The sequence below is a fragment of the Pirellulimonas nuda genome (genome assembly GCF_007750855.1).
Lineage (GTDB): Bacteria > Planctomycetota > Planctomycetia > Pirellulales > Lacipirellulaceae > Pirellulimonas > Pirellulimonas nuda.
Map to the genome: position 1 here is coordinate 4,552,216 of NZ_CP036291.1, position 25,573 is coordinate 4,577,788.

General features: G+C 65.7%; 21 protein-coding genes. 11 read left to right on the top strand and 10 right to left on the bottom strand.

The window, feature by feature from the left end; all coding sequences use genetic code 11:
- The first annotated feature begins 919 nt into the window (after window positions 1-919).
- The gene (locus Pla175_RS17730; protein WP_145288183.1) at window positions 920-1,591 is read left to right on the top strand and encodes a transposase; all 672 of its coding nucleotides are present in this window, start codon (window positions 920-922) and stop codon (window positions 1,589-1,591) included.
- A gap of 251 nt (window positions 1,592-1,842) precedes the next feature.
- On the opposite strand, the gene Pla175_RS17735 is transcribed toward Pla175_RS17730, so the two are convergent.
- The gene (locus Pla175_RS17735) at window positions 1,843-2,661 is read right to left on the bottom strand and encodes a spondin domain-containing protein (RefSeq protein WP_197526946.1); all 819 of its coding nucleotides are present in this window, start codon (window positions 2,659-2,661) and stop codon (window positions 1,843-1,845) included.
- A 397-nt stretch (window positions 2,662-3,058) separates the two neighbouring features.
- Here Pla175_RS17735 and Pla175_RS17740 point away from each other — a divergent pair, with 397 nt between their 5' ends.
- Both Pla175_RS17740 and Pla175_RS17745 read left to right on the top strand, forming a co-directional pair.
- Entirely contained in the window at window positions 3,059-3,778 is a 720-nt protein-coding gene (locus tag Pla175_RS17740; protein ID WP_145288189.1) for a Crp/Fnr family transcriptional regulator, read from the top strand.
- 111 nt (window positions 3,779-3,889) lie between these two features.
- Window positions 3,890-4,330, top strand: coding sequence for a hypothetical protein (locus Pla175_RS17745; RefSeq protein WP_145288193.1), 441 nt, complete (start codon window positions 3,890-3,892; stop codon window positions 4,328-4,330).
- Between the two features lie 193 nt (window positions 4,331-4,523).
- Here the strand turns inward: Pla175_RS17745 and Pla175_RS17750 are convergent, their stop codons facing one another.
- Entirely contained in the window at window positions 4,524-5,477 is a 954-nt protein-coding gene (locus Pla175_RS17750) for an IS110 family RNA-guided transposase (RefSeq protein WP_145283687.1), read from the bottom strand.
- Window positions 5,478-6,591: 1,114 nt separating this feature from the next.
- Here Pla175_RS17750 and Pla175_RS17755 point away from each other — a divergent pair.
- Entirely contained in the window at window positions 6,592-8,346 is a 1,755-nt protein-coding gene (locus Pla175_RS17755; RefSeq protein ID WP_145288196.1) for an alpha-amylase family glycosyl hydrolase, read from the top strand.
- Window positions 8,347-8,534: 188 nt separating this feature from the next.
- Here the strand turns inward: Pla175_RS17755 and Pla175_RS17760 are convergent, their stop codons facing one another.
- The 3 genes from Pla175_RS17760 to Pla175_RS17770 form a co-directional block, all read right to left on the bottom strand.
- Window positions 8,535-9,212 (bottom strand): DUF2513 domain-containing protein, encoded by a 678-nt coding sequence (locus tag Pla175_RS17760; protein WP_197526947.1) that lies wholly within the window; start codon window positions 9,210-9,212, stop codon window positions 8,535-8,537.
- 255 nt (window positions 9,213-9,467) lie between these two features.
- Window positions 9,468-10,061, bottom strand: a complete 594-nt coding sequence (locus tag Pla175_RS17765) for a hypothetical protein (protein ID WP_145288203.1) — start codon at window positions 10,059-10,061, stop codon at window positions 9,468-9,470.
- 425 nt (window positions 10,062-10,486) lie between these two features.
- Window positions 10,487-11,443: a sugar phosphate isomerase/epimerase family protein gene (locus tag Pla175_RS17770; RefSeq protein ID WP_145288207.1), complete on the bottom strand. Its 957-nt coding sequence runs from the start codon at window positions 11,441-11,443 to the stop codon at window positions 10,487-10,489.
- A gap of 255 nt (window positions 11,444-11,698) precedes the next feature.
- Between Pla175_RS17770 and icd the strand changes: the two genes are divergently transcribed.
- Window positions 11,699-12,949: an NADP-dependent isocitrate dehydrogenase gene (gene icd / locus Pla175_RS17775; protein WP_145288210.1), complete on the top strand. Its 1,251-nt coding sequence runs from the start codon at window positions 11,699-11,701 to the stop codon at window positions 12,947-12,949.
- Window positions 12,950-13,062: 113 nt separating this feature from the next.
- Here the strand turns inward: icd and Pla175_RS17780 are convergent, their stop codons facing one another.
- The gene (locus tag Pla175_RS17780; RefSeq protein WP_145288214.1) at window positions 13,063-13,266 is read right to left on the bottom strand and encodes a CsbD family protein; all 204 of its coding nucleotides are present in this window, start codon (window positions 13,264-13,266) and stop codon (window positions 13,063-13,065) included.
- 365 nt (window positions 13,267-13,631) lie between these two features.
- Between Pla175_RS17780 and Pla175_RS17785 the strand changes: the two genes are divergently transcribed.
- The 3 genes from Pla175_RS17785 (at window position 13,632) to Pla175_RS17795 (ending at window position 17,194) form a co-directional block, all read left to right on the top strand.
- Complete coding sequence (locus Pla175_RS17785; protein ID WP_145288217.1) at window positions 13,632-15,941, top strand: NF038122 family metalloprotease; 2,310 nt, start codon at window positions 13,632-13,634, stop codon at window positions 15,939-15,941.
- An 88-nt stretch (window positions 15,942-16,029) separates the two neighbouring features.
- Complete coding sequence (locus Pla175_RS17790; RefSeq protein ID WP_145288221.1) at window positions 16,030-16,260, top strand: tryptophan-rich sensory protein; 231 nt, start codon at window positions 16,030-16,032, stop codon at window positions 16,258-16,260.
- Between the two features lie 238 nt (window positions 16,261-16,498).
- Window positions 16,499-17,194 (top strand): hypothetical protein, encoded by a 696-nt coding sequence (locus Pla175_RS17795; protein WP_231953953.1) that lies wholly within the window; start codon window positions 16,499-16,501, stop codon window positions 17,192-17,194.
- Window positions 17,195-17,272: 78 nt separating this feature from the next.
- Here the strand turns inward: Pla175_RS17795 and Pla175_RS17800 are convergent, their stop codons facing one another.
- From Pla175_RS17800 to Pla175_RS17815, 4 genes are all read right to left on the bottom strand, one after another.
- Entirely contained in the window at window positions 17,273-17,677 is a 405-nt protein-coding gene (locus Pla175_RS17800) for a gamma-glutamylcyclotransferase family protein (protein WP_145288229.1), read from the bottom strand.
- Window positions 17,678-17,693: 16 nt separating this feature from the next.
- The gene (ilvE, locus tag Pla175_RS17805) at window positions 17,694-18,551 is read right to left on the bottom strand and encodes a branched-chain-amino-acid transaminase (protein WP_145288232.1); all 858 of its coding nucleotides are present in this window, start codon (window positions 18,549-18,551) and stop codon (window positions 17,694-17,696) included.
- 55 nt (window positions 18,552-18,606) lie between these two features.
- On the bottom strand, window positions 18,607-19,314 hold the full coding sequence (locus Pla175_RS17810; RefSeq protein ID WP_145288235.1) for an ABC transporter ATP-binding protein: 708 nt from the start codon (window positions 19,312-19,314) through the stop codon (window positions 18,607-18,609).
- Between the two features lie 78 nt (window positions 19,315-19,392).
- Window positions 19,393-20,934, bottom strand: coding sequence for an ABC transporter permease (locus Pla175_RS17815; RefSeq protein ID WP_145288238.1), 1,542 nt, complete (start codon window positions 20,932-20,934; stop codon window positions 19,393-19,395).
- A gap of 360 nt (window positions 20,935-21,294) precedes the next feature.
- On the opposite strand from Pla175_RS17815, the gene Pla175_RS17820 reads away from it, so the two are divergent.
- From Pla175_RS17820 to Pla175_RS17830, 3 genes are all read left to right on the top strand, one after another.
- Entirely contained in the window at window positions 21,295-22,695 is a 1,401-nt protein-coding gene (locus Pla175_RS17820; RefSeq protein ID WP_145288241.1) for a Mur ligase family protein, read from the top strand.
- Between the two features lie 391 nt (window positions 22,696-23,086).
- Window positions 23,087-24,211 carry a UDP-N-acetylglucosamine--N-acetylmuramyl-(pentapeptide) pyrophosphoryl-undecaprenol N-acetylglucosamine transferase gene (locus tag Pla175_RS17825; protein ID WP_197526948.1) on the top strand — a complete coding sequence of 375 codons (1,125 nt, stop codon included), beginning with the start codon at window positions 23,087-23,089 and terminating at the stop codon, window positions 24,209-24,211.
- A 260-nt stretch (window positions 24,212-24,471) separates the two neighbouring features.
- Window positions 24,472-25,527 (top strand): aldose epimerase family protein, encoded by a 1,056-nt coding sequence (locus tag Pla175_RS17830; RefSeq protein WP_197526949.1) that lies wholly within the window; start codon window positions 24,472-24,474, stop codon window positions 25,525-25,527.
- Window positions 25,528-25,573 lie beyond the last annotated feature (46 nt).

A 25,573-nucleotide genomic window follows, 5' to 3' on the forward strand; every position in this document is an offset into this window, starting at 1 on the left:
GTGAACAAGTTGGAAGTTCGAAGAGCACTGTGTTTCCTTCCCATACCGATGGAGCATTTGTCTGCCGCCTTCCGGAGCGCTGGACAACAAAACCTGGGCGCTACAGCGCAGTCTACGATGTAGTAAGTTGTTTTGGTTACAGCAATGACTGTTCATTGTCTCCACTACATGTCACTCGTCGGTGGGTACAGAGCGTTGAACGGGTGACAGTTAATGGCGGTGCGTCGGATTCGTCGTTTCTAGTAGACCCGCTTCGGCAAGGGCCCAGCATCCTGATGCAAGAGTCTGCGCACGGCATCGCAACACTGGGACTTCGCGGCTTCGCGAGTAGTGCGGCTCCTTATGATGCAGACAACTCATCCGGCACATGTCCCGGCCCGTTGAGCGTTCTCTGCGGCCGCGTTCCAGCTCCAATGACCACACGCACTCTTTCAATAGCGTTTGAAAACACATGTCCGTTTTGTGGGACTGGACCGATTGTTTGCCCAGTGTGTCATCACATACAGTGGTCGTGCGAGAAGTGCGATGAACAGGTGTTCCGTAATGCACTAGCTCAGCCTAGTCGTCCCGACGTACGGGAGAATCAACGCCGTGATTTTGCGGACGTTTTTCCGGAGACAAGTGTTCCCAATCGAGTTGGGTCCGTAATTGAATGGGAATCGCTTTCGAATGAGCACGATGTCTTTGATGGCGATGTGTTTCGAAGTGAGCACGTTTGCGAAGTGCTTATGCAGATTCATGGTCCAGTTCGTGTTTATCCCATGCAGTTGCACTTTGGTGGGGGGCTTGTCGGATACACTTATTCAACAGCAGAGCAGGTGTAATACACCCGACGGGCAATCGGGGGACGGGCGCGGGGGACAGAAAAGGGGACATTCTACTTATTGACGGCGGCCTAGGCGCCGACTAGCCTGCACGGATGCCCCGCACCTCCCGCGCCTCGGCCGGCAACGTCTGCTACCACGTGCTGAACCGTGGCAACGCGCGGATGACCGTCTTCCACAAAGACGAAGACTACGCGGCGTTCCTCAAGCTGCTCGGCGAGGCCAACGAGCGGGTTTCGATGCGGCTGCTGGCCTTCTGCCTGATGCCCAATCACTTTCATTTGGTCGCCTGGCCGCGACGCGACGGCGACCTCAGCCGCTGGATGCAGTGGCTGCTCACCGCCCACGTGCGCCGCTACCACCGCCACTACCGTTCGTCGGGCCACGTCTGGCAGGGGCGGTTCAAGGCGTTCCCGGTCGAGTCCGACGACCACCTGCTGACGGTCATGCGCTACGTCGAGCGCAACCCGATTGCGGCCAAGACAATCCCAATCCGCAAGGCGCAGAACTGGCCCTGGTCGTCGGCGGGCCGGCCCCCGAGGGGGACCGAACCGGTAGCGCTCGATCCGGGCCCGGCGCCCCGGGGAGCGTCGTGGCCCGAATGGGTGAATCAGCCGCTCGACGAGCAGGAGCTGGCGGAGCTGCAAATCAGCCTCGAGCGGGGCCGCCCGTACGGCGGCCCCGATTGGCAGCGCTCGACCGCCGGCAAGCTGGGGCTAGAGTCAACGCTCCGCCCCCGCGGCAGGCCCAGGAAGAAAACGCAGTAAAGTAGAATGTCCCCTTTTCGTTGCCCTTTTCGTTGCCAAGCGGGGGTTGTGGGAGATTTTGAGGATGGGTTTCCCCGGGGAGGCCCCGGGGGGGCCGGGTCATCGACGTGGCGGGCGGGCTGCGGGGACCGGCATACGACGAGACCCCCCCCCCCCTGGAAGCACCGCAACGTAGTGGCCCCAAAGGCGCCCAGGGCACGATGCAAGCCGCATCGTGCCTGGGCGGGACATCCGGTTGAAGACTTTCCTTCCTAGGCCGTCCGACGCGTCCTCGCGGCGGCCAAGCCGACCAGCGCCAGGCCGCCCAGCAGCAGCGACGACGGCTCGGGCACCACCTCGAACGACACCCGCAGCACGGGCGTGTCAGCCGCCAGCAGGCTGCTGTCGAACGTGTAGCCGGCCGCTGTCACCAGCCCGTTAAACGCTTGGAGGTTCGAGAAGTTGAATGTGACCGGGTTGTTCTCGTTGACCCGGTTGTCGTTCACTCCGCCCGGCAAGAACGCGGCGTTGGCTGGGTCTTGCGTCTCGGAGCCCGCGTCCCAAATCAGCGAAGCGCTCTCCACGATCGTGGGCAAGATCAGGTTCCCCGAGCCATCGAACACCTGGTAACGGGTCGGGCTGGCGTTGCCCAGGAAGTGGTCGTTGCTGGGGACCACCATCGTGCCGAACGTGAAGAATTGGTTCGTCGGGTCGACCTCGAACACCGCCGAATTGATCTCTCCTGGGGTGATAGGAGGGAAGGCGGCGTCGAACACGCTGCCGAGGTTGGCGTTGGGCTCGGCGGCCTGAAAGGCGGGGAACCACGTTGAGCCCGACCCCCCCTCCGCGATGGTCACAATCGGCGCCTGGGAGATGTCTGGCTGACCCAGCAAGAACGCGGGGGCGTTGTTGTCGAACGAGTCGAACGTGCCGTTGCTGAATCCGAACCGCAGCGGCGCCAGCGACACGCTGTTGGCCGGCGCCAAGTTCTCAACGGTGACCCGTATCTGCACGGCCGACACGACCGAGGGGATCATCAACAGACCGCACGTCACTGCCGCCTGGCGGCCGAGTCGATTGAAGTTCATCATTGTCTCTACGCTCCGAGTTTTTTGGAAACCGCTACAAAGGAGGCCGGTACAGAGGGATTTGACGCTGCTGGCAGGGGCGGACCTCCGAAACCGCATGCCAGGGGCCTTTCGCTTTCAATTCACTGGCGACTCCGCAATACTGCCGGGGGTTCGTTGCACGTCCTCAACAAACTAGCCCAGATCGGCGTAGCCGACGGTGAGCCGTCGTACAGACGCCCGGACGCGGCGCAGCGACAGTAAGGTGGCTTACACAACCGGGGCGGTGCAGGGCCAAACGGATTGAAACCTCAACAACGTTACAGGGTCGAACCGCACCAACGATGGCTCGCACTTACGCTTCCACAGCCCGGCGGCGCCCGCTACGCAGCCACAAACTCCGCCGCGAAGCGGCAGCAGCATGTCTGAAACGCTCTGGTACCTGAAGCAGTGCGACCTGCTGCGGCGGATTGCGCCCGAGCAGCTAGCCCGCGCCGAGGCGTCCTGCAGGGCGCGGGAGTTCGCCCGCGGCCAGCCGATCTACATGCCGTCGGACGCGGCGTCTGGGGTGCTGCTGCTGGCTCGGGGGAGGGCAAAGATCGCCAGCTTTAGCGATGACGGCAAGCAGACCATTCTCGCATTCATCGAGCCGGGCGAGCTGTTCGGGGAGCTTGCCCTGGTGGAGGGGGGGCCCCGCGATGAGTACGCCGAAGCGGTCGAGAAATCGCTGGCCATCTTGATGCCGGTAGACGTGCTCCACCGCCTGTTAGAGACCAGCCCCACCGCGTCGCTCGGCGTGACCAAGCTCATTGGCCTCCGCCGTCGGCGGATCGAGCGCCGACTCAAATACCTGCTGTTCAGGTCGAACAAAGAGCGGCTGGTGAGCCTGCTGCTGGAGCTGGCGGAGCAGTATGGCCAGCAAACCCTCGAAGGGGTACGGCTCGGGATCAAGCTCTCGCACCAAGACCTCGCCAGCATCATCGGCAGCACCCGCGAAACGGTCACGGTGCTGCTGAACGAACTGCAGGGCGCCGGCATGCTGCGTATCGGACGGCGCAAATTGCTGCTGACCAATCTGGCGGGCCTGGCGGCGAGTGTCCATTCCACCGAACCCAAACTGCCCGAGTCCGCCCTCCGCTAGGCATAATGCGTGCAACCCGCCGGTAATGTGGTGGAGCATACGGAGCGTAGCGAGCAGATAGACGATACTTCAACGTCGAGATCGGCCCCCAGGCCACAGGACCCCCCTCCCATGCCAACAACTCAGCCCACACCGAACGGTTCTGGCCGGAACGACTCTGGCTGGTCGAAGTGCCCCCCCGGCGCGCTGGTCGCAACCGGCGCCAGGCTCCGCTCCGCGGAGCGTGGCCGGAGGCTCCGCGCGGCCACGCTGGGCGCGTCGCTTTGCGGCACGCTCGCCGTGTGTGTGGCGCTGGGGCTGCTGTGGTCCGACCGGTCGGCCGTGAAAGAGATCGTTTGTTCGGCCTGCACACCCAGATTCGCGCAGTACGCGGCCCACCTCCAAGGCGCGCCCATGGACGCGGCCGAAGCGGCCGCCGTCGCCCACCACCTTTCTTACTGCCCCTTGTGTCGCCCCAAGTTCCAGCAGCAATACCCTGGGCTGTTGACCGAGGCTTCTCGCGAGCGCCATCCGCATTACCCGCTGGCGCAGAACGCAATCCTCGGCAAGTAGCCCGGGACTCTTCCGTTGGCTATCACTGTGGACGATGGCTCTGTGGACGATGGCCGCCGACGTGGACGCCGCCACGATCCCCAGGCGAAGAAATCATTTGCCGCGATTCTTGTAAGAAATAGCCACCCGCCGTCAAACAGTCTATTGCCGCCTGCGGCGCGGCTCTGGCGACCGATCAGGGACATCGGCTGTCTTAATTGTTGTCAATAGCGAGTGACGGCTCGCTCCATGTTTCGTTGTTTCGGACCATCAGGTTCAACGTGACGACCAGCTTGCGCATGACTGCCACCAGGGCGGACTTCTTCGCTTTCCCCTTGGCCAGCAGCCGTTGGTAGAACGCCTGCATGCGGGCGTTGTAACGGGTGGCGACCAGGGCGGCCATGTACAGGACCTTGCGGACCATCGACCTCCCCGCGTAAGTCTTGCGTTGCCCCTGCTTCTGGCCGCTGTCCTTAGCGATCGGCGCCACCCCCACCAGCTTGGCGACCTGGCCCCGGTTGAGGCGGCCCAGCTCGGGGAGTTCGGCCAGGAGCGTCGCGGTGGTCGCCACGCCGACGCCTGGGCACGATTGCAGGACCCGCGACTTGGCCGCTAGCTGCGGGCACTGCTCCAGGACCCGCGCGATGCGCTTGTCGACCTCGCGGATCTGCGCCCGGTAAAACGCCACCCCTTGGCGGATCATCTCCGCCGTCTCGGGGTCACGCGTCTGCTGCAGGCGGTTGCGCTCGGCGCCCAGGTGCGCGAGGGCCTGGTCGCGGCGGTGGACGAGCGCCTTGAGCTTCGCCTCGCTCGCGGAGGGCGCCTCGCGCGGCTCGGGCCGCACCACCTCGCCGAAGCGGGCGATGATGCGTGCGTCGAGCTTGTCGTTCTTCTCCACCATCCCGCAGCCCCGTGCGAAGTGGCGGACGTGCAGCGGGTTGACGACCGCGCAGTCGACCCCCCGACGCTCGAGCGCCTCGACCAGCAGCCCCTCGTAGCCGCCGGTGGCTTCCAGCACCACCAGTGTCTTGGCCGGGGCGACGCCGCGGACCAGCGCGTCGACCCCTTCGGGGGTGTTGGCGACGACCGTGTGCCGGCCGGTCTTAGAGTCGAACACGTCCAGCTTCGCCTTGGCGACATCGATCCCGATCACGTTCTTGTCTTTCATCGTTATTCCCTGGATAGTAAGTACGAGCTCGCGGCACGCACGCCGCGGCTCCCCCGGCTGTTCGGGTTAACAACGAAAAAGGACCGGCGATCTTGATGTCCCACGACGTCTAGGCGTCTACCCAGCACGATCTGCCGAGTCCGTGCGCCCACCGGGGCAAGCCTCCGGTGGGCGGCTTTTTCAGTCTAATTGCCTCCGGCGTTCTCTCCTGAGCCGGCCGCCGATCGGGTCGCAGCAGCGACCTCCGCTCCGGCTCGACAGAGGGGGGCGCCCCTCCCCCTTCGCCCTCGCATCGGCCCCTCGATTGGGCGCAGGGCCGATGCGAGGGCGAAGGCGGAGGGGCTTAACCCACTCCCAAGAAAGAAATCAAGCAATCAAACGACAAGTGCAGTGCCTTAGGTAAGACACTATCCAGCCAACGGCGCGTGCTCTTGAAGGTCCGCGTGCCGACGTTCCCCAGGAGGCGTTGCGGGTGATCTGGGAGTTTGGGTGCCCCGGAGTTGCTTTTCTGCTGCCTCGCCTAGGCTTCGGGCTGGGATGTGGGGAGCACGCCGGCGGGCCTTTCTTTCCCCTAGTTTCTCCTCGCAAATAGCCACCCGCGGCGGGACAATGGTCGCTGCTACCGATCTGCGCTGCCGCTGCGCCACGCCAACACGCCGACGATCGGCCGTGGCGGGTTGGGCTGCGCGGGTGGTTGGCGCCGTGAGCAGGCGCGGGGTTTTGTCCCGCAGGTGTCCGCTGGCAGGGGTCTGGTGTCCGGTGCCGGGGGACCAGCAGGGCCGAGAACCCCCTCTGTGGAGGGGCTTTTGACAGGAGACGCGTCGTTCTTTGGGTCGATTTTCCCGGGGTTTTTGCTGGGGGGGTGGGGTTTTGTCCGAAAATCGATCCGGGGAGTGGGGGGACAAAAGGACACAAGTACTCCGCTGGGGGCGGGCGGGGCTGGGGGCGTGCGACGTTGGGGGGCGCTGCTCGCTCACGCGTCGGGTTTGCATGGGGGGTATTGGTCCCTCGCTTACGCGTCGGGCCCCGATGGGGCGATTTGCAATTGGGTGGCGAGGGCGAGCGGGGGCGGTTATGTTCACTGGCGGCGATTCCTGCCACACCACGAGACGCTATGCCGCTGGATCGACTGCTCAGCACGCTCCGCCCCCGCCTCGAGCGGATCTACTCGGGCCGCGCGGACGAAGCAGCGGCGGCGATCGGCGCGGCGCTGGCCCCCTATGCTTCGGGCCCAGTGGTGGGCGACCCAGCTACGACCGGCCCAGTCGCGACCGACCCAGTGGCGGCCGGCGGCGCGGCCGCTCCCGGTTCACGCTGGACCGAGCGCGACGTCGTGCTCATCACCTACGCAGACCAACTGCGCAGCGCGGGGCGCTCGCCGCTGCGGACGCTGGGCGACTGGCTGCGTCGCGAGCGGCTGGCGGAACAGATCAACACCGTGCACCTGCTGCCGTTCTTCCCCTCCTCGTCGGACGACGGCTTCTCGGTGGTCGACTACCTGCGGGTCGACCCCGAGTCGGGCGACTGGGGCGATGTCGAGGCGCTGGGCGACGACTTCGGCCTGATGTTCGACCTGGTGCTGAACCACGCCTCGCAGCACAGCGCGTGGTTCCAGAGCTACCTACGCGGCGAGGCGGGTTACGAGCGGTTCTTCTTCGAGGGGGACCCCGCGGCCGACCTGTCGCAAGTGGTCCGCCCGCGGAGCCTGCCGCTGCTGACGCCGTTCGACACGGCCGCGGGGACCAAGCACGTGTGGACCACGTTCAGCGCGGACCAGGTCGACCTGAACTACGCGGAGCCGGCGGTGCTGGCGCGGATGCTGGCGGCGCTGTTGGAGTACGCCCGCCGGGGGGCGCGGATCATCCGCCTCGACGCGGTGGCGTTCTTGTGGAAGACGCCCGGCACGAACTGCCTGCACCTGCCCCAGACGCACGAGGTGGTGAAGCTAATGCGGGACGTGCTGGACCGCCTGGCGCCGGGCGCCCTGGTGCTGACCGAGACCAACGTGCCGCACGCGGAGAACGTTTCGTACTTCGGCGGCGTGGGCGCCGAGGGCGTGGGGGACGAGGCCCACATGGTGTACCAGTTCAGCCTGCCGCCGCTGCTGCTGGAGGCGTTTTCTGCCGGCGACGCGTCGGCGATCCGCGGTTGGCTGGCCAACCTGGCGCCCCCGCCGCCGGGCTGCACGTTCTTCAACTTCACCGCATCGCACGACGGCGTGGGGGTCCGGCCGCTGGAAGGGCTGGTGAGCGACGCGCGGCTGGCGTCGCTGGTCGACGCGATGCGGGCCCGCGGCGGCTTGGTGAACACGCGTCGCCGGCCCGACGGCAGCGACGCCCCGTACGAGCTGAACATCAGCTACGTAGACGCGTTGGCGCCGGACGACGCCGACCGGGCGCACCACCTGCGGCGTTTCCTGGCGGCCCAGGCGGTGATGCTCGCCCTGCCCGGCATGCCGGCGGTCTATTTTCACAATCTGGTCGGAACGCAGAACGACTACGCCGGCGCCCGTGCGACGGGGCAGAACCGCCGCATCAACCGACGGAAGTTTGGGTGGGAAGAGCTAGACGGGGCGCTCGCCGAGGGCTCGCTGCAGCGGGCCATCTACGACGGCATGCGCGACCTGCTCAGCCGGCGCGTCGAGTGCCCGGCGTTGCACCCCGACGCGGCCATCGAGCTGCTAGAAACCGGGAGCGACGCCGTGCTGGCCTTCCGCCGCACCGCGGCCGGCGGCGAGACGCTGCTGTGCGCGGTGAACTTCTCGGCCGAGGCCGTGGAGATCAATTTCGGCAAGAAGCACACGCTGCTGCCGGGCGAGCACCTGTGGCAATCGGGGCCCGAGGCGCGAGCCAAGCAGTCGAGCCGGTAGCGTCAGCGCCCGGAGTGCCGGGGTGCACGCGACACATTCCCCAGACATGAGCGCCCGGAGCGCCACAGGTACACGCGACGCACTCCGGGCGCTGACGCTACCGGCTCCATGTTCGGCGCGGTCCAACAAATAAAGCGGGGCGACCGATTGGCCGCCCCGCTCGTGGGTTTCATGGTGTGACGCGGGGCCTACACCAAGTGGATGGGCAGCGCGACGCCGACGGTGGGCTCCGCGGCGTCGACCTCAACGTCGTACACGTCGCGGGCGTAGCCGGGGTAGAAGTAGTCGCGGTCGCGGGTCTCGTACCGCGGCGCGTGGGGGCGCGGGGCTTCGTAACGGGCTGCTTCGTAACGGGCTGCTTCGTAGCGGGGGCCGTCGTAGCGTTCGCGGTAGTCGGGCCGGGTGCGCACCAGACGCAGCTCGTCCTCGATTAGCGAGTCGCGCTCGTAGCGGTAGCGGGGCTCGGGCCGGTACGCCGGGCGGTAGTAGGGGCGACGCGGGATGGCCGCGTCGCTGCGGACCACGCCGTCGACGGCCCACTTCACCAGCACCGCCTTGATAACGGTCAACGACAACCCGCCGGTTTGTTCCTGCACCAGCCACTTGGCCTCACGCCAACGGGCCTCGCTGCGGACCAGCTCGGCCAGCTCGTGGCCGGCGTGGGTCAGGCGAACGCAGGGGACGCCGGCGGCGGTGCGGTCGAGTTCCTTGACCATCCCGGCGTCGATCAACAGCCGGAGGTGGTAGCGGATGCGCTCGTCCGCGTCCTGGGCCTGGCCCGAACGCAGAGAGCCAAGCGAACAATCGGGCCCGTGGCCCTCGATATCCAGCAGCAACTGCCGGGTGAGGTCGATGTCTCGTTTCATGGGTCGGCGCGCCTCCGTGTGCGCAGAGTCGGGTGGTTGAACGGAAAGAACTATGCCCATTGTGCCGGAAACGGGTCAAGATCGGTTGCGGTTCGCAAACAGGCAGCAACCAAAAATGCCCCCGCAGCGCCGTTGCGCTGCGGGGGCATGGAGAGCAGATTCGCGCCGACCGTGGGCCAGCGGGTGCTGGGTCCGCGGCTCGCTGGCATTGCAAGCGTACGCCCTAGGACCTAACGCCTCGTGCCTAACGACTTCCTAGAAACCACCCTTGAAGTTGTAGTGCCCGTTTTCTCCCGTGGTCGACACCGAAGTGAACTGAGGTTGGGGCGGCAGGGTCTCGCGCTTCGGCGGGGTCATCGGCAATGTGCTAGCGGCCGGCATCCCGGCGGCCGGCGTGCTGTCGTTGCTGGCGACGGAGGGCTCCGGCGTGGTGCGGCGCTTGGGCGGGGCGGTCTGTTCGGTCGGGATCATGTCCTGCTCGATCACCTGAAGAAGCTTTGAGATGCAGAGCTTGTTCATGCTGGTCCGCAGGTCGTGGGCCTCGGTGCGCAGGTACTCGTGCATGCTCTTGGGGAGCCGAACGGTAATGACGCGGGTCGGCTCGCTGTCGGCGTCGGCGGTGGGCTTCTGCTCGCGCAGCTTGACCAGCATCCGCTGGACCTCGGCGTACTCTTCGCTGCGCTCGAAGGCGGTTAGCTCGTCGAAGCTGGCGAAGGTGCGGCGGGCCAGGCCGTCGATCCCCAGCACCTCGCGGAAGAACGTCACCCAGTCGGGCTGCTGATTGAACAGCCGCTGGGCGAATTGCAGGACTTGTTGATTACGACCGGTCGATGTGTTTTCGGTAAGCACGCGTGCGTCTCCATCCATGTGCTCGGAAGGTAGCGAGGCCGACTCCGGCCCCTGCATTCGTTGCCATCGTCACGGCCGGTCAAGCGATAGCACCAACCTGCTTGCAGTGCTGCACTTACGACGAATGCACCCGACTGCCTATTTCCGGGCAGCAGAAGCCCGCCCTGCAGGCGTCCCCTGGGCGCCCAGAAACCGGGCAGCACCCCGAACAACATCGCCCTAGCTGTCCAGCGCCTGGGAGCTGTCCGCCAATGATCGCAAGTGTCACCTGCCAAACGACTTACGAAAAGCTGGCGAAAAACCCCGGCGACTAGACACAAAAAACGCCGTCGGCGCCTGTGTGGCGCCGGCGGCGATTACTAGGCTTGCAGCCGAAAACTACTGCCTTACGCGCAACTAAAAACCAGTCTCTATTGCGATTATTTTCAGGCGAGGCTGTCGCGTACCCGCTCCAACAACTGCTTGGTGAGCCGGATTCCTTCGTACTCATCCGGGGTTTTTCCTTCCCACTCGACGCCGACAAACCCACGGTAGCCCGCTTCCAGCACGATCTTCATCATCTTGAAGTAGTCGATCTGGGACTCGTTCCCCTTGTCGTCGAACACGTGGCTCTTGGCAGACACCGCCTTGGCGTACGGCATGAGTTCCGCCACCCCTTCGTACCGATCGTACTCGTAGAAGTTGCCGAAGTCGGGCAGTGTGCCGACGTTGGGGCGATCGGCCTTCTCCATCACCCCGGCGAGCCACTTTCCGTTGGACGAGAGGCCGCCGTGGTTCTCAACCAGCACGTTGATATTGTGCCCCTCGGCAAACTCGCCCAGCCGCGCCAGGCCGTCGGCCGCTAGCTTCTGCTGCTCCTCGTAGCTGCCACTGCTAGCAGCGTTGACGCGGATGCTGTGGCAGCCCAGCAGGTTGGCCGCCTCGACCCAGCGGTAGTGGTTCTCGACCGACTTCTCGCGGGCCGCAGAATCGGGGTCGCCGAGCTGCCCCTCGCCGTCGCACATAATCAGCAGGCTGTGCACCCCGAGGTCGTCGCAACGGGCCTTCAGCTGACTCAAGTAGGCGGTGTCGTTCGCCTTGTCCTTAAAGAAGGCGTTGACGTACTCGACAGCGTTGATGCCGAACTCCCCCTTGGCGATGCCGGGGAAGTCCAGATTGGTGATTTTTCCCGCCCGCAACGCGTTGTGGAGCGACCACTCGGCTAGGGAGATTTCGAATAACGGCTCTCCGGGTTCGCGGCCCGCGGAGGCGGCCTGAACCTTGGTTTCTGCCGTTTTCCCCTCCTGGGCCCAGGCCGAAGCAGCCCCGCCAGCCAACCCCAAGCCGGCGGCAACGGCCACGGACTTGCCAAGAAACCGACGACGATCTTGTGGATCGGACATAGAGAACTCCTAGGCAGGGTGAGGATCAAAGTGCCATGAGTATACCCAGTCCGCAGCGGTAGGCAGTAGCCGACCTGCTCCGCCCCGTCGGGGCCCCTGAGATCTGGACGCTGGCGGGGCCCCCGACGGGGCGTAGCCCGTCGGCTATTCTGGGCCGTGTAGAGCCGCCGAGCGCCCACTTTCCCTGCCCTGCCCCTGTGTGCGACCATAGCCGGCCGATCGCTCAATTTCTGTTTTCCGATGAGACCCCAAGCCATGCCCGCATCGTCCCAGCCCGTCACTATGCAGGACGGCAAGCTCCAGACGCCCGACTTCCCGATCATCCCCTTTATTGAGGGCGACGGCACAGGCCCAGACATCTGGCGCGCCAGCAAGCTGGCGTTGGACGCCGCGGTTGAGCGAGCCTACGGCGACGAGCGGAAGATCGCTTGGCTCGAGGTGCTAGCGGGCGAGAAGGCCTTCAAGCAGACCGGCAGTTGGCTGCCGGACGAGACGCTAGACGCCTTCCGCAAGTACCTGGTCGGCATCAAGGGGCCGCTTACCACGCCGGTAGGCGGCGGCATCCGCTCGCTGAACGTCGCGCTGCGGCAGGTGCTCGACCTCTATGTCTGCCTGCGGCCCGTGCAGTACTTCTCCGGCGTCCCCTCGCCCGTGAAGCAGCCGGAGCTGACCGACATGGTCATCTTCCGCGAGAACACCGAAGACATCTACGCCGGCATCGAGTTCGAGGCCGGCAGCGACGACCTGAAGAAGTTCAAGGAAGGGTTCAGCCAAACCTTCCCCGAACGCTGGAAGAAGGTCCGCTTCCCCGACACGGTCGGTATCGGCATCAAGCCGGTCAGCCAGGAAGGGACCGAGCGCCTGGTCAAGGCCTCGATCCAGTACGCGATCGACAACCAGAAGGAGTCGGTCACGCTGGTGCACAAGGGAAACATCATGAAGTTCACCGAGGGCGCCTTCCGCGACTGGGGCTACCAGTGCGCGGTCGACCACTTCGGCGCCAAGCCGCTCGACGGCGGCCCCTGGCACGTGATCGAAGGAGACAAGATCAAGTCGCCCGGCGGCAAACTGGTGATCAAGGACGTGATCGCCGACGCCATGCTCCAGCAGATCCTCACCCGCCCGGCCGACTACGACGTCATCGCCACGCTGAACCTCAACGGCGACTACATCTCCGACGCCCTGGCGGCCTGCGTCGGCGGCATCGGCATCGCGCCCGGCGGCAACATCAACTACGAGACCGGCCACGCCATCTTCGAGGCTACGCACGGCACGGCGCCCAAGTACGCCGACAAGGACCAGGTGAACCCCGGCAGCGTGATCCTCTCCGGCGAGATGATGCTCCGCTACCTCGGCTGGACCGAAGCGGCCGACCTGATCATCAAGGGCCTCAACGGCGCCATCGCGGCGAAGACGGTCACGTACGATTTCGAACGCCAGATGCAGGGGGCCACGCTGCTCAAGTGCAGCGAGTTTGGCAAGGCCGTGGCGGAGCACATGGCGTAAGAACAATCAACGTAGAGCGTTGACGCCAACAACAAACTGGGGGCGGGGCAGGCCGAGTTGCGGCTGCCCCCGCCCCCAGGATTCGGACCGCGGGCGACGGAATTCGCTGCGGGTCAGCAGTTGCAGCTTTTCTCGAATTCTTTGACCTGCGCTTCCGCCTCGTCCCGAGCCACGCCGTAGTGCTCTTGCACTTTGCCCAGGAGTTTCTCCTTCTCGCCGGCCACGACGTCCCAGTCGTCACCGGTGAGCTTCCCCCACTTCTTTTGGGCTTCGCCCTTGTACTGACGCCAATTGCCCTGGATGGTGTCCCAGTTCATCGCACTGCTCCTTCTGCCTGGGGGAAGGATCGACCCGCTACCGGATTGAACGCCGGCCGACCACTCCCGGTTTGCCGAATAACCAGCCCCGATCCGCGGTTCTGCCCAAACCTGCGGGCGGACCCCGATGCGGGACACTGCGGGCAAGATGGGGCAAACCGTGCGCCACGTCAGCGTCGGGGGGCCGCAGAAACCGAAAAACCGGCGCCATTTGCTTGATCGATTGCCGGTCGGCAATTTAGAGTAGGGTGCTGGCCAATCGGTGTGGCGCCCCCGGGGGCGCAGCCTACCGGTGGCCGCCGAGACGTCGTTGCCGCGGTTGTCACCCCGCTGCTCGCTGCTGCTTTTTCCCTGGAATGACCGCTATGTTCTTGCGTCGCCGCACCTCGGGTAGCGTTGGTTTGTCCACTGCCGGCCGCTCCTCCACCAAGCGCCTGCGTTTGGAGTCGCTCGAAGACAGGCGGATGCTGGCGCTGGATTTTGTGTTCAACGTGGCGCCGGGGACCGATGACCGGATCGCGCTTGGCTTCCGAGACGCGGCCGAGATCTGGAAGAGCGTTCTCGAAGACGATGTCACGGTGGTCGTTGATATCGATGGCGGCGTGCTCCCGCCGGGCGTCATTGGCGGCACGCTCAACGTCGAGAACGAGTATCCCTACGCCGATGTGCTAGCGGCTTTGCAGGCTGACAGCTCGACCAGCTTCGACGCGTCGGCGTTGTCGATGCTTTCAGACGGGCCTCTCGACGTACTAATCAACCGTACGATCGACAACCCCAATGGCAGTTTAAATCCGGTGCCCTACGTCGATTCCGATGGCGGCCTGAACAACACCACAGTCTTCCTGCCTCGCGCTAACGCTAAGGCGCTGGGCCTGATCGACCCGCTCGACCGGCTCACCAGTGATGGGTCGATCACTTTCAGCTCTGCATTCCCGTTTGACTTCGACCGTGCTGATGGGATTACCCCGGGCGAGATTGACTTCGTCTACGTGGCGGTTCACGAGATTGGTCACCTGCTCGGCTTCGTCAGCGGGGTTGACGACCTGGAGTTTGGCAGTTTCGATCAGCTGCCCGATGATTCGTTCGCGTTCATCTCCGCGCTGGACCTGTTCCGCACATCAGACCTGAGCCGCAGCCTCGGCGCCGACCTCGACTTCGCCGCTGACAACCGGCTGAAAGAGTTTTCGATTGACGACGGAGCAAGCTTTATCGGCAGCTTCTCGACGGGGAGGATTTTTGGAGATGGCTCGCAGGCGAGCCACTGGCAGGACGACAACATCACCAATGTCTTCCAGGGCGTCATGGACCCGAACGCGCCGGCGCCGTTCCTTCCTTCCATTCTCTTGCCACAGGACGTCATCGCCTTCGACGTGATCGGCTGGGACCCCGTTGCGGAACCCGGCGTGATCCAGGCGGTTGCGACAGGCGGTTCCACGATCGTCAGCGAAGACGGCACGGTGACCGACACCGTGCTGGTGAGCCTCAGCAAGGCGCCCAGCGCGAACGTAGTCGTGAGCGTCACCCCGTCCGACGCCACTGAAGTAAGCGTTTCGCCAACGACGCTGACGTTCACCCCGCAGAACTGGAATATTCCACAGGTCGTCAATGTCGCGGGAGTGATTGATTCGCTCGACGATGGCGATCAGGTAAGCCGGATTGTGTTCTCGACAATCGCGTCGGTGAGCGCTCCGGAGTATCGGCTCTCGCCGAGGGTCTCTCTACCGGTCACGACCACCGGGAACGGGCTGCTGCGGATCGATCTGAGCGGCAACGCTACCATCATCCGCGAAGGGGACACGCGCAAGCTCGACGCATTCTCGATCACACTTGCTCGCCAGCCGCTCGCCAACGTCACCGTGCAGGTCGTGAGCAACGACCCGACCGAAGCGCGCGTAGCAATCACCACCTATGTGTTTACGCCGAGCAACTGGAACATCCCGAAGCAAGTGCTGGTGACGCCGATCGACGACACCGAGGACGATGGCGATCAAGTCGCGACGATCACGGTGTCGGTCGTCTCTGGCCAAGGCGACTCGGCCTTCTGGTCTGCGCCGCAAAGCCAAGTTACTGTCCGCGTGCTCGACAACGAGTCGTCGCAGTCCGTCGGAGATTTCGACGGCAACCGAGTGGTCAACGCGGCAGACCGAGAACTGCTAGTAGCGTCGTTCGGATCGAAGAATAACCTTATCGCCGACGCCAACGGCGATGGACAAGTGTCCGCCGCCGACTACACGGTTTGGCGAGACAACTTGGGCTACGGGCAGCCCCCTGTGGCGCCCCAGCAGGGCTGGGTATACGAATCCTTTGGTCACGCGATGGAGCACTCTACGGGTGGGTGCTGCTGCCCTGCGTGTTTAGGAGCGCCGGTTGAAACAGAACTTGCCAGCCAACCCGTGCAAGACGGCGTGTCTCCCTCGGCCGCGGCGTTCTTCGTGCTTGCGTCGGACGAAGACCTGTCCGGCGGTGAGATGAACGATCGCCCCCGCGTCAGCCCGTCGTCGAACCTCGCTCAGGCACTCGGCCTGCTCGAGAGCGCTGCCCAACAGCCTTCTAGTTCGACCTGGGTGGCCGACGAGGCGCTCGCGAGCCTCGTCGATGGAGACGAAGGCTCGGCTGACGAAGGATCGGACGACTACGACGATCAATCACTGGACGCCGCGCTGGTCTTGCTATAGTGGTCCAGGACTGGTGGTGACCGGCAGCGGTGGCGGCGGCTCGTCGTGCAGCCGCCATCGATTCAAAGCCGCCACTGCGGTTGTCTGAATGATCGCTGTCAATAACGCCCTCGGCCTGGTCGCCTGGTTCGCCCTCTGCCTTTCCGACGGCGCGCTCGGTGCAGCCGCCACCACATCAGCAGTACCGACTCGGTACGCCGGCTGGCTGCTGGCGCCCTACTCGGTATGGGTGATTTTCGCCACGGTGCTGAATATCGCTATCTGGCGGCAAAACCAAGCTAACCCCGCGTCGTGGCCGGCGATCGCAAGAAGTGAATAGGCGCACTAGCCGACGGGGGCGGAGCCCGTTGGCTAGCGGCGTTGGAGCCTGACCCTGGGGTGGGGTCGCTTCCCGACCCGGGCGGGCGGGCCTCTCAAATCCGCCTTCTGACGGCTTTCCAGTCGTGCTACCCTACCGGGCGTTGCCCGACACATCCGTTACGCCCGACCACAGGAGGGTCGATATGCGTCCCTGGCTAGCACTACTTTGCCTTGCTGTTGCCTCCCCTCTTTGTGCGGTGGAATTGCGGATCGAGACCAGGATGTACGCCGGCGACGAGCCGGACGTCATCTCTAGCAGCACGACGCTGTTCGCGGGCGACGTGGTGTACGACTTCCGAGAGGACGAGGGGCGGGTGACGATCTTCCGCGCCGGTCACGCCGGGGCGCCGGGCCGGTTTGTGTTGCTGGACACCGCCCGACGGGTGCGAACGGAAATCGACACCGACCGCCTGACGGGCGCGATGGAGAAGCTCCGCCAGTGGGCGGCAACGCAGAAGGACCCGTTCCTCCGCTTCACCGCGGAACCGCACTTCGAGGAGACTTTCGATCGCGAGACGGGCGTCCTTACGATGACCAGCCCGCACCTCACCTACCGCATCACGACCGAGCCCGCCAAAGACGCATCGGCGGAGCCCCAGATCAAGCAGTTCCTCGACTGGTTTGTCCAGCTCCACACGCTGCTCGAGGCGGGGCTGCCGCCGGGTCCGCGGCTCGAGGTGAACGAGGCGTTGATGCGGCACTCGGCGATAGCGCTCGAGGTGCAGCTAGCACAGCACCGAGACGACGAGACGAGCCTCCGTGCAGAGCACTTGGTGACTTGGTTGCTAAGCAAGCAAGACCGCAACCGGATCGACGAGTCGCTCGACAAGATGGCGGAGTTTCGCGAGGTGAGCAACGTCGAGTTCCAGACGGCCCGCCAAGCGCTTCGCTAGCGTAGTCTTGGGGCAGACCTGGCCTGGCGCCGCCACAAGACAAGAGGGGGCTTGGCCGCCCGGCCGGCGGTGCGAGCCCTACCCGTAGGGAAACAGGAAATCGCCCGAGGCGATGCGGGACTTCTTGCTAACCGGGTGGTTGTAGACGTACACCCAGGCGGTGACGGTTTCGCCCTGGGCGAGCGTTACCGGCAGCGGTTCACGGGTGTAGAGCGGTCGCGGGCCGAGGCACCCCTCGTATTCGTCCAAGAGCGTGAGCAGGTCGCTCTTGGGATCGAAGCGGTACACCTCGCCGTGAACGACGTCTTCTTGGTTGTCGCTCGGGACCACGCCCGGGTACTCGCCGACCAAGTAGATCGCGGCGCCGTTGAGCGTTGCGTCACCCAACAACGTGGCCCCACGCGCCAACATGGCGTGGCTGGCATGGCGGGCGTCGCGGCGGAGCGTGCCGTAAACAAATAGAGAATCGACGGTCTTGGCCACTTCTTTGCTGCCCGTTCTACTTGCCCGTTTCTTCGCGGAACCGCTTCTCTAGCCGGCGGGTGATCGGGCCAGGTTTCCCGTCGCCGATCACGCGGCTGTCGACCTTCACCACCGGGATAATCTCAGCCGCCGTGCCGGTCAAGAAGCACTCATCCGCGATGTACACGTCGTGCTTGGTGAGCGGCCTCTCGACGGCGGGAACCCCTTGCTCCGCGGCGATCTCCAGCACGAAGTCGCGGGTGATCCCGTCGAGGATCCCGGCCTCCAGCGAGGGGGTCGATAGCCCCCCTTTTTTCACCAGGAATAGGTTGTCGCCGGTGCACTCGGCTACTTCGCCCTTGTGGTTGAGCATCAGGGCCTCGATGCAGCCGGCCTGGATCCCCTCGATCTTGGCCAGGATGTTGTTCAGGTAGTTGAGCGACTTGATCCTTGGGCTGAGCGCCGCCGGGTGGTTGCGGATAACGCTCGACGTGATGATCTCTAGCCCCTTCTCGTAGAACTCCGCCGGGTAAAGCGCTATGGAGTCTGCGATGATGATGACCTGCGGATTCGAGCATTTGCGAGGGTCGAGCCCAAGCGAACCGGCGCCGCGTGTGACGATCAGCCGGATGTAGCAGTCCGACAGGCCGTTGGCGGCGACGGTGGCGTCGACGGCGTCGGCCATGGCTTCGCGGGTGAGGGGGATCTCGAGCCAGATCCCCTTGGCCGAGTCGTACAACCGGTCGATGTGCTGCGTCAGCCGGAAGACCTTGCCCCGGTAGGCGCGCAGGCCCTCGAACACGCCGTCGCCGTAGAGCAGCCCATGGTCAAAGACACTGACCTTGGCCTCCGCCTGAGGGACCAATTCGCCGTTGAGGTAGACTTGCTTCGCCATGCCCGGATTGTAGCGGGGTCGCTCTAGGAGGTCATTAGGCCCACCCGCGGCGCCGCTAGGCCGCCCTGAGGCGGCCGTCGGCCACCCGGCCGTCAACCAGGGAAACCGTGCGGTCTGCGGCCGCGGACACCTCGCCGTCGTGGGTCACCAGGATGACCGTTAACCCGGTTTCTTGGTTCAGTTCGCGGAGGATTTTCAGCACCCCCTGCCCCGTTGTCTGGTCGAGGTTGCCGGTGGGCTCGTCCGCGAGCAGCAGCTTCGGCTCGGCCATCAGGGCCCGGGCGATGGCGGTCCGCTGCATCTCGCCCCCGGAGAGTTCCCGGGGCTTGTGGGCGGCCCGGGGGCCCAGTCCAACCCGTTCGAGCAGCTCGCTCGCCCTCTGGCGGAACGCGGCGCGGCGTCGCCAATAGCCCGCGAGCCCGTACCGCAGCATCACCGGGGTGAGCACGTTCTCCAATGCGGAGAGCTCCGGGAGCAGGTGGTAGGCCTGAAAAATCATGCCGATCTGCCGGTTGCGGAGCCGGTCGCGTGCGGCGGTGCGGAGGTTGTCGATCCGCGCGCCCTCGTACCGCACCTCCCCGGAGTCGGGCCGGTCGAGGGTCGCCAGCAGGTGCAGCAGGGTGCTCTTGCCGCTGCCGCTCTGGCCGGTGATGGCGACCAGTTCGCCGGCGTCGACGGAAAAATCGACCCCCCGCAGTACCGGCACCTGCGTGGCGCCCTTGTGGTAGGTCTTGCGGACGTCGATGGCTTGAAGCAGCGGCATGTTGGTCAGATGTGAGTGGTCAGTTGTGTCTGAGAAACCAGCAGCAGCCGACCTGCGGTCGGCGCTGTCGATCACCCCCTACTCCCAGCGCAACGCCTGCACCGGGTGCATCCGCGCCGCGCGTCGCGCCGGGATCACGCTCGCTAGCACCGCGATCCCCATCGCCCCCAGGGCGATCCACGCAACCGTAAAGGGCTCGATGATGGTGGGGATCTCGCTGAAGTAGTAGATCGCGGGGTCGAACACCGGGCGTCCTGTGAGCCTCCCCAGCACGTCGGCGATCTCGTTGATGTAACGCACGAACAGCAGTCCCCCGATCATCCCCACACCTGCGCCCGCGACGCCGAGCGTCAGCCCGTAACCCAGGAAGATGTTCATCACGCTGGCGCCGCCGGCGCCGAGGCTCTTGAGCACGCCGATGTCGCGGGTCTTCTCAACGACGATCATGAAGAAGATCGCCAGGATCCCGAAGCCCGCCACCGCGATGATCAGGAACAGCAGCACGTTCAGCACCGCGGTCTCCATCTGCACCGCGGCGAGCAACGCGCCCTGCTTGTCTTTCCAGGTGCTGGCGACGTACCACTGCGGCGGGAACGCGGCCTGGATCAGGTCGCGGACCTTTGCCGGGTCTACGCCGGGCTTCACCTGGATCTGGATCGAGTTGAAGTGCCCCTTGCCCGACTCCGGGTCGAACATGCCGCGGAGCCGTTGGAGCTGAGCGAGCTCGACGAACACGAACGTGGCGTCGTACTCGTTCATCTTGCTTTCGTAGAAGTCGGTGATCGTGAACCGGGTGTTGCCGACCTTGGGGGGCCGGCCGCACATGGGGTAGGTCAGCTCAACGTCGTCGCCCGGCAGAACGTGGAAGCTGTCGGTCCCGTCGGTGTTGCGGTAGCTGCACAGCGCGATGCCGGCCACCACGCCCGGGAACTGCTCGGTAGAGGGGTCAAACACCCGGCCTTCTTTCTTTTCGCCCTCGGGCGCCTCGGCGTCTGCCGCCGCGAAGGGGTCCGCCATCGCGCTGGGCGCGGTGATCGGGGGCGCCGGCTCGCGGCCCGTCATGTTGGGCTCTCGGCTCCAACGCGCCTTCTGGCGGCGGTGCGGCCACCCTGACGTGGCGAGTTCTGTGCGGGGTTTGATCCGCGACGGATCGTCGGCTTGATGATCGACCGCGTCGTAGCCCCCGTCCTTGAGCTGGAAATCGAGCAGCTCGCGGTTCTCGGGGTGCTGCAGGTACTTGCCGAAATCGCTCACGTTTGAGTAGGTAGCGGCGTCGATCCCGATCACGTTTACCTGCCGGGTGACGTGCTGCTCGCCGACGTAGTAGCTGAGCATCGCCGGCACGTGGGCGGTGGGGCTCATCCCCTCGATGTATTCGCCGGCCACACGCTGGATCTTCTGCATGTGGGCCTCCGGGTCGGGGGCGCCCTCGAGCGAGATCACATCGAGCACCAGATCGCTCAGGATGCCGTGGATCCGGTCCTGCATCTCGTGCGAGAAGCCGGCCATCACGGCGTTGACGACGATCATGGTGGCGACCCCCAGCATCACGCTGGTGACGCTGGCCAGGGCGATGTAGCGCGTCCGCAGGTAACGCCAGCAGAGGAGCAATTGAAGCATGACGCGGCTCGTCTCGAAGGACCTCGGGAATCGACGGTGCGGGAGGGTAATGGAGAGCCGAGCATCCCACCAGAGCAACGCGAGCCCCGCGGCTGGGAAGGCAGTACCCGACGGGCTCCGCCCCGTCGGGGTCTTAGATTCGGTGCGGCCCCACAAGAACCCCGGCGGGGGGGCGCCCGTCGGCTATCGGGGTGCTTTTTTGAGTCCCTTGGGTTCTTGAAAAACACCCTTGACGCGTTTCGGGAATTCCCGCACTATCCCGACCGCCTTGCCACGGGGGCCTTCACTCTCCCGCGGCGGGCCGGACGCCAGGATGGCGGCCGACTCCTTTACTAGCATCGGCACGGAGGCCGGGGCGCCATGCCCGCGACAAACCAACCGCGAATCGGCGGTCTGCATCTGGCGGCTGCGCTCCCGGGCGCCCAAGCCGTCGGAAGCCGGCAGGTTCGGGTGACCGGCTGCACGTGCGACCCCCGCAAGGTTCGTCCCGGCGACGCGTTTATCGCTATCGACGGCCCCCAGGGAGACGACTGCCGCGGGGTACAACTCGCCGCCAAACGGGGCGCCGCGGCGGTAGTGGCCGAACGGCTGCTGCCGATCGGCGCCACTCCGCAGTTCCTGGTAGAAGACGCACGCCACGCCTTCGGCGCCCTCTGCCACGCGCTCGTCGGGCATCCCACTGCATCGATGCCAACCATCGCGGTGACCGGCAGCCTAGGAAAGTCCGCCGTCGCGGCGCTCGCCAGTTCGATCATCTCCCACGCCGGCGCCCAGCCTTCGCTCAGCCTGGGGGCCGACACTTGCCTTGGCTCTGCCGCTGCGGCCGCGCGTTGGCTTGCAGACACCATGGTCTCCGGCGCCACCCACGCGGTTGTCGAGGCCTCGGGAACCCAGCTAGCCGCGGGCGCGTTGCTTGGCGCCTCGCTTGACGCGGTATGCGTCACAAACCTAAAAGCAGACCGGGGTCACGGCGGCCAGTCGCCCGACGCCCAACGCCGCCAGATGCTCGCCTCGCTCGAACTGCTGGCGCCCGAGGGCATCGCGGTGCTCAACGCAGACGATCCGGATTGCGTCCGGGCGCTCGCCGAGCGCGACGGGCCGACGGTAACCTTTGGCGTGTCGCCGGGCGCGGACGTCTCGGCCACGCTTGTCGAGCGTAACGCCAGCGAGCAGGTCTTCATCCTGCACTCGGGCGCCGATTCGGCGGCCGTCAGGACCGAGGTGATCGGCGACGCCCACATGCAAAACTGCCTGGCCGCGGCCGCGATCGGCCTGGCCTACGGCGCCGACCTAACCAGCATCGCCGCCGGCATCGAGGCGGTCCGCAAGCTACCGAACACGATGCGGCCGATCCGCAGCGGCCAAGGTTTTCCGGTCTTCCTAGACGGCGCCCGCTCGCCGGCCGCGCTCCGCGGCGTGCTTGAGACGGCACGCGAGGTCGCCTCGGGCCGAGTGCTGTGCGTCGCTTCGCTGAACGGAGAGACTTCGCTCGAGTCGTCGACGGTAGCGGCGGCGTTGAGCGACCAGACGTACTTGATCGCGGACAACGGTCCGCCGCGGCCGGGCGCGCCCGGACGATGGTTTGACGATCGTTTCACCGCACTAGCCTTGGCGCTCGCGGTGGCAGAGCCGGGCGACTGCCTGGTTCTCGCCGGGCACCGAGCCGACTCGCGGATCGAAGGACTAACCGAACACGAAGTTGTGACCACGCTGCTCCGTCAACGCGGAGCGCAAGAGTTGCAGGCGGCAAGAGCGGCGTAGGAAGGTCGAACGCTGAAAGCTAACCGCTAACAGCATTAATTGAACCATTTGAGGGCTTCATCGTCGGCTTGGGAAAGATTGCGGGGTCTCGCCCGGCCACCCTCCCCTGGGTTGGAGCATACTTCTCGCGGCACGACGGCTACTGGGTCAGTCGTCCGTCGCGGGCGCTTCACGATGAAGCTCAGAGCCGGGCGCCGGGGCAGCTTGCTGCCCCGGCTGCCCGGTGGAACACGGCGGCTCGGAGTCGGCCAATCAGCGCCGGCTTCGGGCCGCTTTTGTTGAGCTACCAGCGGTCGGCTTTCAGCCCGAGTTGCGGGCCGTTCGCCGAACGCTGGAAGCAGACCGCCAAAACAACCTCCCCGAACCGAGTAGTCGTCCCATGCGCGCCCGGATGCACGTACTGTTCGCTGGTGGGGGCGACGAGCGTCGCCTCTACCCCGGCCTCTCGATCGCCGAGTCGCTGCGCGACATGATCCCGGAAGTCGAGATCACGTTCGCCGGGTCGGGCCGATCGGACGAGAACCGCCTGGTGCGTTCGGCCGGACACCGGTACATCGTCGCCCCGTCGAAGCCGGCGCCCCACTCCACCCTGGAAGCCGTCCGGTTCGTCACGGACAACGTGGCCGGCTACCTCGCCGCGCGGTGGATGCTGCGCGAGCACCAGGTCTCGTTGGTGGTCGGCCTGGGGGGCGCCCCCGCGGCTACCGTGGTGCGGGCCGCTCACAGCCGAGGCGTGCCGTTTGTGCTCGTAGAGCGCGACCTGGAGCCGACCCGCACGGCACGGAAACTGGCCGACGCGGCCGAGGCGGTCTGCCTGGCCTACGAACAAACCGAGCCCCACCTGCCGATCGGGGCCCGAGCGATCTTCACCGGCGCCCCCGGGCGCCCAACGTTCCACCGCCTCCACCCCCGCGCCAAGGCGCGGGCCGAGCGCCACGACGACGAGTCGGTCGCGCGGTACGGGTTCGACGAGCGGCGCATCACGGTGCTGGCGTGCGGCGAACTGAACGACGCGATGCCCGAAGCGCTGCGGCTGATCGGCGACCGGCTGCGGGGCTGGCGCGTGGTTCACCAGACCGGCGAGGGCTGCTTGGTGGAGACCGAGGCCCGTTACCGGGCCGCCGGGGTCGATGCGCTCGTGCTCGCCTACATGGACGAGGTCGCCAGCGTGATCGACGAGAGCGACATCCTGATCTGCGGCGCCGACGGCACGTCGTTGGCCGAGGCCGCCCTGGCGGCGACCCCCGCGGTGGTGGTTCCCTTCGGGGGGCTCGAGTCTTCGCAACGTGAGAACGCCGCGGCCGGCGCGCACGGCGACGCCATCCGTGTGGTCCACCCCGAGGCGGGCCGGCTGGCCGAATCCATCGCCGCCGCCGTTTCGCCGCTGGTGGACGACGCCGAGCTGCGGCGCCGCTGCGCGTTGAACGCCGCCTCTCAGGCCCACCCGGGCGCCCCGGACGCGGTGGCGCAGGTCTGTTGCGAGGCCCTTGGCGCCCTGCGCGCCGCGGCCGCGTAGGGCGTGCTCCCCTTACTGTCGCTTCAGAGCGAGCCTCGGCGCGACCGAAATCGCGCGTGCCCCGCCCTCAGAGGGGTCTCGCGGCCCTCTGGTTGCATCGGGCGGCTCCGCGTGGCAATCTAGTACAGTCCGGCCGCTGGCGTGCTCTTCTGTGGGCCGGGATGGCCGCCTTTCTCGGGAGATTTCCACCGATGATCCGCATCGTTTGCTCGTTGTCTGTCCTATTGCTTTGCGCAGGCTCTATCTGTTTGGGAGATTCGATGGTGTCGAAAGCGTCGTTCGGAGAAACCTCGGATGGGAAGAACATCGATCTTTACACAGTCAAGAACCCCAGCGGGATGACCATCCGCTTGATCACGCGCGGCGCGACGCTGATCGGCGTCGATGTGCCCGACCGCGACGGCAGGTTCGACGACGTGGTGTTCGGGTTCGACACCGCCGAGGAGTACGAGAGCGATAAGTATCAGTACTTCGGCTGCACCACCGGGCGTTGCGCCAACCGGATCGCGGAGGGCAAGTTCATCCTGGACGGCAAGGACTACCAGCTCGCGGTCAACAACGATCCCAACCACCTGCACGGCGGCGCCCAGCGGAGCCTGGACAAGGTCGTCTGGGCCGCCGAGCCGTTTGAGAAGCCCCACGCGCGGGGAGTGAAGTTCAGCTACACCAGCCCCGATGGCGAAGAGAACTACCCGGGCGAGCTAGCGATCGAGGTCACCTACACGCTAACGGACAAGAACGCGATCCGCATCCAGTACAAGGCGACCACCGACAAGGCGACCCCCGTCAACCTCACCAACCACTCCTACTTCAACCTCTCCGGCGCCGGCGACCCCACGATCAACGACCACGTGCTAACGATCAATGCAGACCGCTACACGCCGGTGGACGACACGCTGATCCCCACGGGCGAGCTGGCGAGCGTTGAGGGGACCCCGTTGGATTTTCGCACCCCGACCCGCATCGGCGAGCGCGTCGATCAACTCAACGACACAGCCGCTCTGGGCTACGACCACAACTTCGTGCTCAATCAGGATGCAGAAGGCGAAATGACCACGGCGGCCGTGGTGTACGACCCCGCCTCGGGCCGGGTGCTGACGGTGCGCACCACCGAGCCGGGCGTCCAGTTCTACGGCGGCAATTTCCTGCGGGGCGACACGGGCAAAGCCGGCAAGCCGTACGCCTACCGCAGCGGCTTGTGCCTCGAGACGCAGCACTTCCCGAACTCGATCAATACGCCCGATTTCCCGAGCGTGGTGCTGGAACCGGACCAGACGTACACGCAAACGTGCGTGTACGCGTTCAGCGTGCGGTAGCGCGGCATCCCGCCCGACCCATGCCGTAGGGCCGCGTGCCGAAGGG

What these genes read in the sequence shown, in the direction of transcription:
- Pla175_RS17730 (WP_145288183.1), top strand. Translation starts at nt 920, where the DNA reads ATGCCCCGCACCTCCCGCGCCTCGGCCGGCAACGTCTGCTACCACGTG.
- Pla175_RS17735 (WP_197526946.1), bottom strand. Translation starts at nt 2,661, where the DNA reads ATGATGAACTTCAATCGACTCGGCCGCCAGGCGGCAGTGACGTGCGGT.
- Pla175_RS17740 (WP_145288189.1), top strand. Translation starts at nt 3,059, where the DNA reads ATGTCTGAAACGCTCTGGTACCTGAAGCAGTGCGACCTGCTGCGGCGG.
- Pla175_RS17745 (WP_145288193.1), top strand. Translation starts at nt 3,890, where the DNA reads ATGCCAACAACTCAGCCCACACCGAACGGTTCTGGCCGGAACGACTCT.
- Pla175_RS17750 (WP_145283687.1), bottom strand. Translation starts at nt 5,477, where the DNA reads ATGAAAGACAAGAACGTGATCGGGATCGATGTCGCCAAGGCGAAGCTG.
- Pla175_RS17755 (WP_145288196.1), top strand. Translation starts at nt 6,592, where the DNA reads ATGCCGCTGGATCGACTGCTCAGCACGCTCCGCCCCCGCCTCGAGCGG.
- Pla175_RS17760 (WP_197526947.1), bottom strand. Translation starts at nt 9,212, where the DNA reads ATGAAACGAGACATCGACCTCACCCGGCAGTTGCTGCTGGATATCGAG.
- Pla175_RS17770 (WP_145288207.1), bottom strand. Translation starts at nt 11,443, where the DNA reads ATGTCCGATCCACAAGATCGTCGTCGGTTTCTTGGCAAGTCCGTGGCC.
- icd (WP_145288210.1), top strand. Translation starts at nt 11,699, where the DNA reads ATGCCCGCATCGTCCCAGCCCGTCACTATGCAGGACGGCAAGCTCCAG.
- Pla175_RS17780 (WP_145288214.1), bottom strand. Translation starts at nt 13,266, where the DNA reads ATGAACTGGGACACCATCCAGGGCAATTGGCGTCAGTACAAGGGCGAA.
- Pla175_RS17785 (WP_145288217.1), top strand. Translation starts at nt 13,632, where the DNA reads ATGTTCTTGCGTCGCCGCACCTCGGGTAGCGTTGGTTTGTCCACTGCC.
- Pla175_RS17790 (WP_145288221.1), top strand. Translation starts at nt 16,030, where the DNA reads ATGATCGCTGTCAATAACGCCCTCGGCCTGGTCGCCTGGTTCGCCCTC.
- ilvE (WP_145288232.1), bottom strand. Translation starts at nt 18,551, where the DNA reads ATGGCGAAGCAAGTCTACCTCAACGGCGAATTGGTCCCTCAGGCGGAG.
- Pla175_RS17810 (WP_145288235.1), bottom strand. Translation starts at nt 19,314, where the DNA reads ATGCCGCTGCTTCAAGCCATCGACGTCCGCAAGACCTACCACAAGGGC.
- Pla175_RS17815 (WP_145288238.1), bottom strand. Translation starts at nt 20,934, where the DNA reads ATGCTTCAATTGCTCCTCTGCTGGCGTTACCTGCGGACGCGCTACATC.
- Pla175_RS17820 (WP_145288241.1), top strand. Translation starts at nt 21,295, where the DNA reads ATGCCCGCGACAAACCAACCGCGAATCGGCGGTCTGCATCTGGCGGCT.
- Pla175_RS17825 (WP_197526948.1), top strand. Translation starts at nt 23,087, where the DNA reads ATGCACGTACTGTTCGCTGGTGGGGGCGACGAGCGTCGCCTCTACCCC.
- Pla175_RS17830 (WP_197526949.1), top strand. Translation starts at nt 24,472, where the DNA reads ATGGTGTCGAAAGCGTCGTTCGGAGAAACCTCGGATGGGAAGAACATC.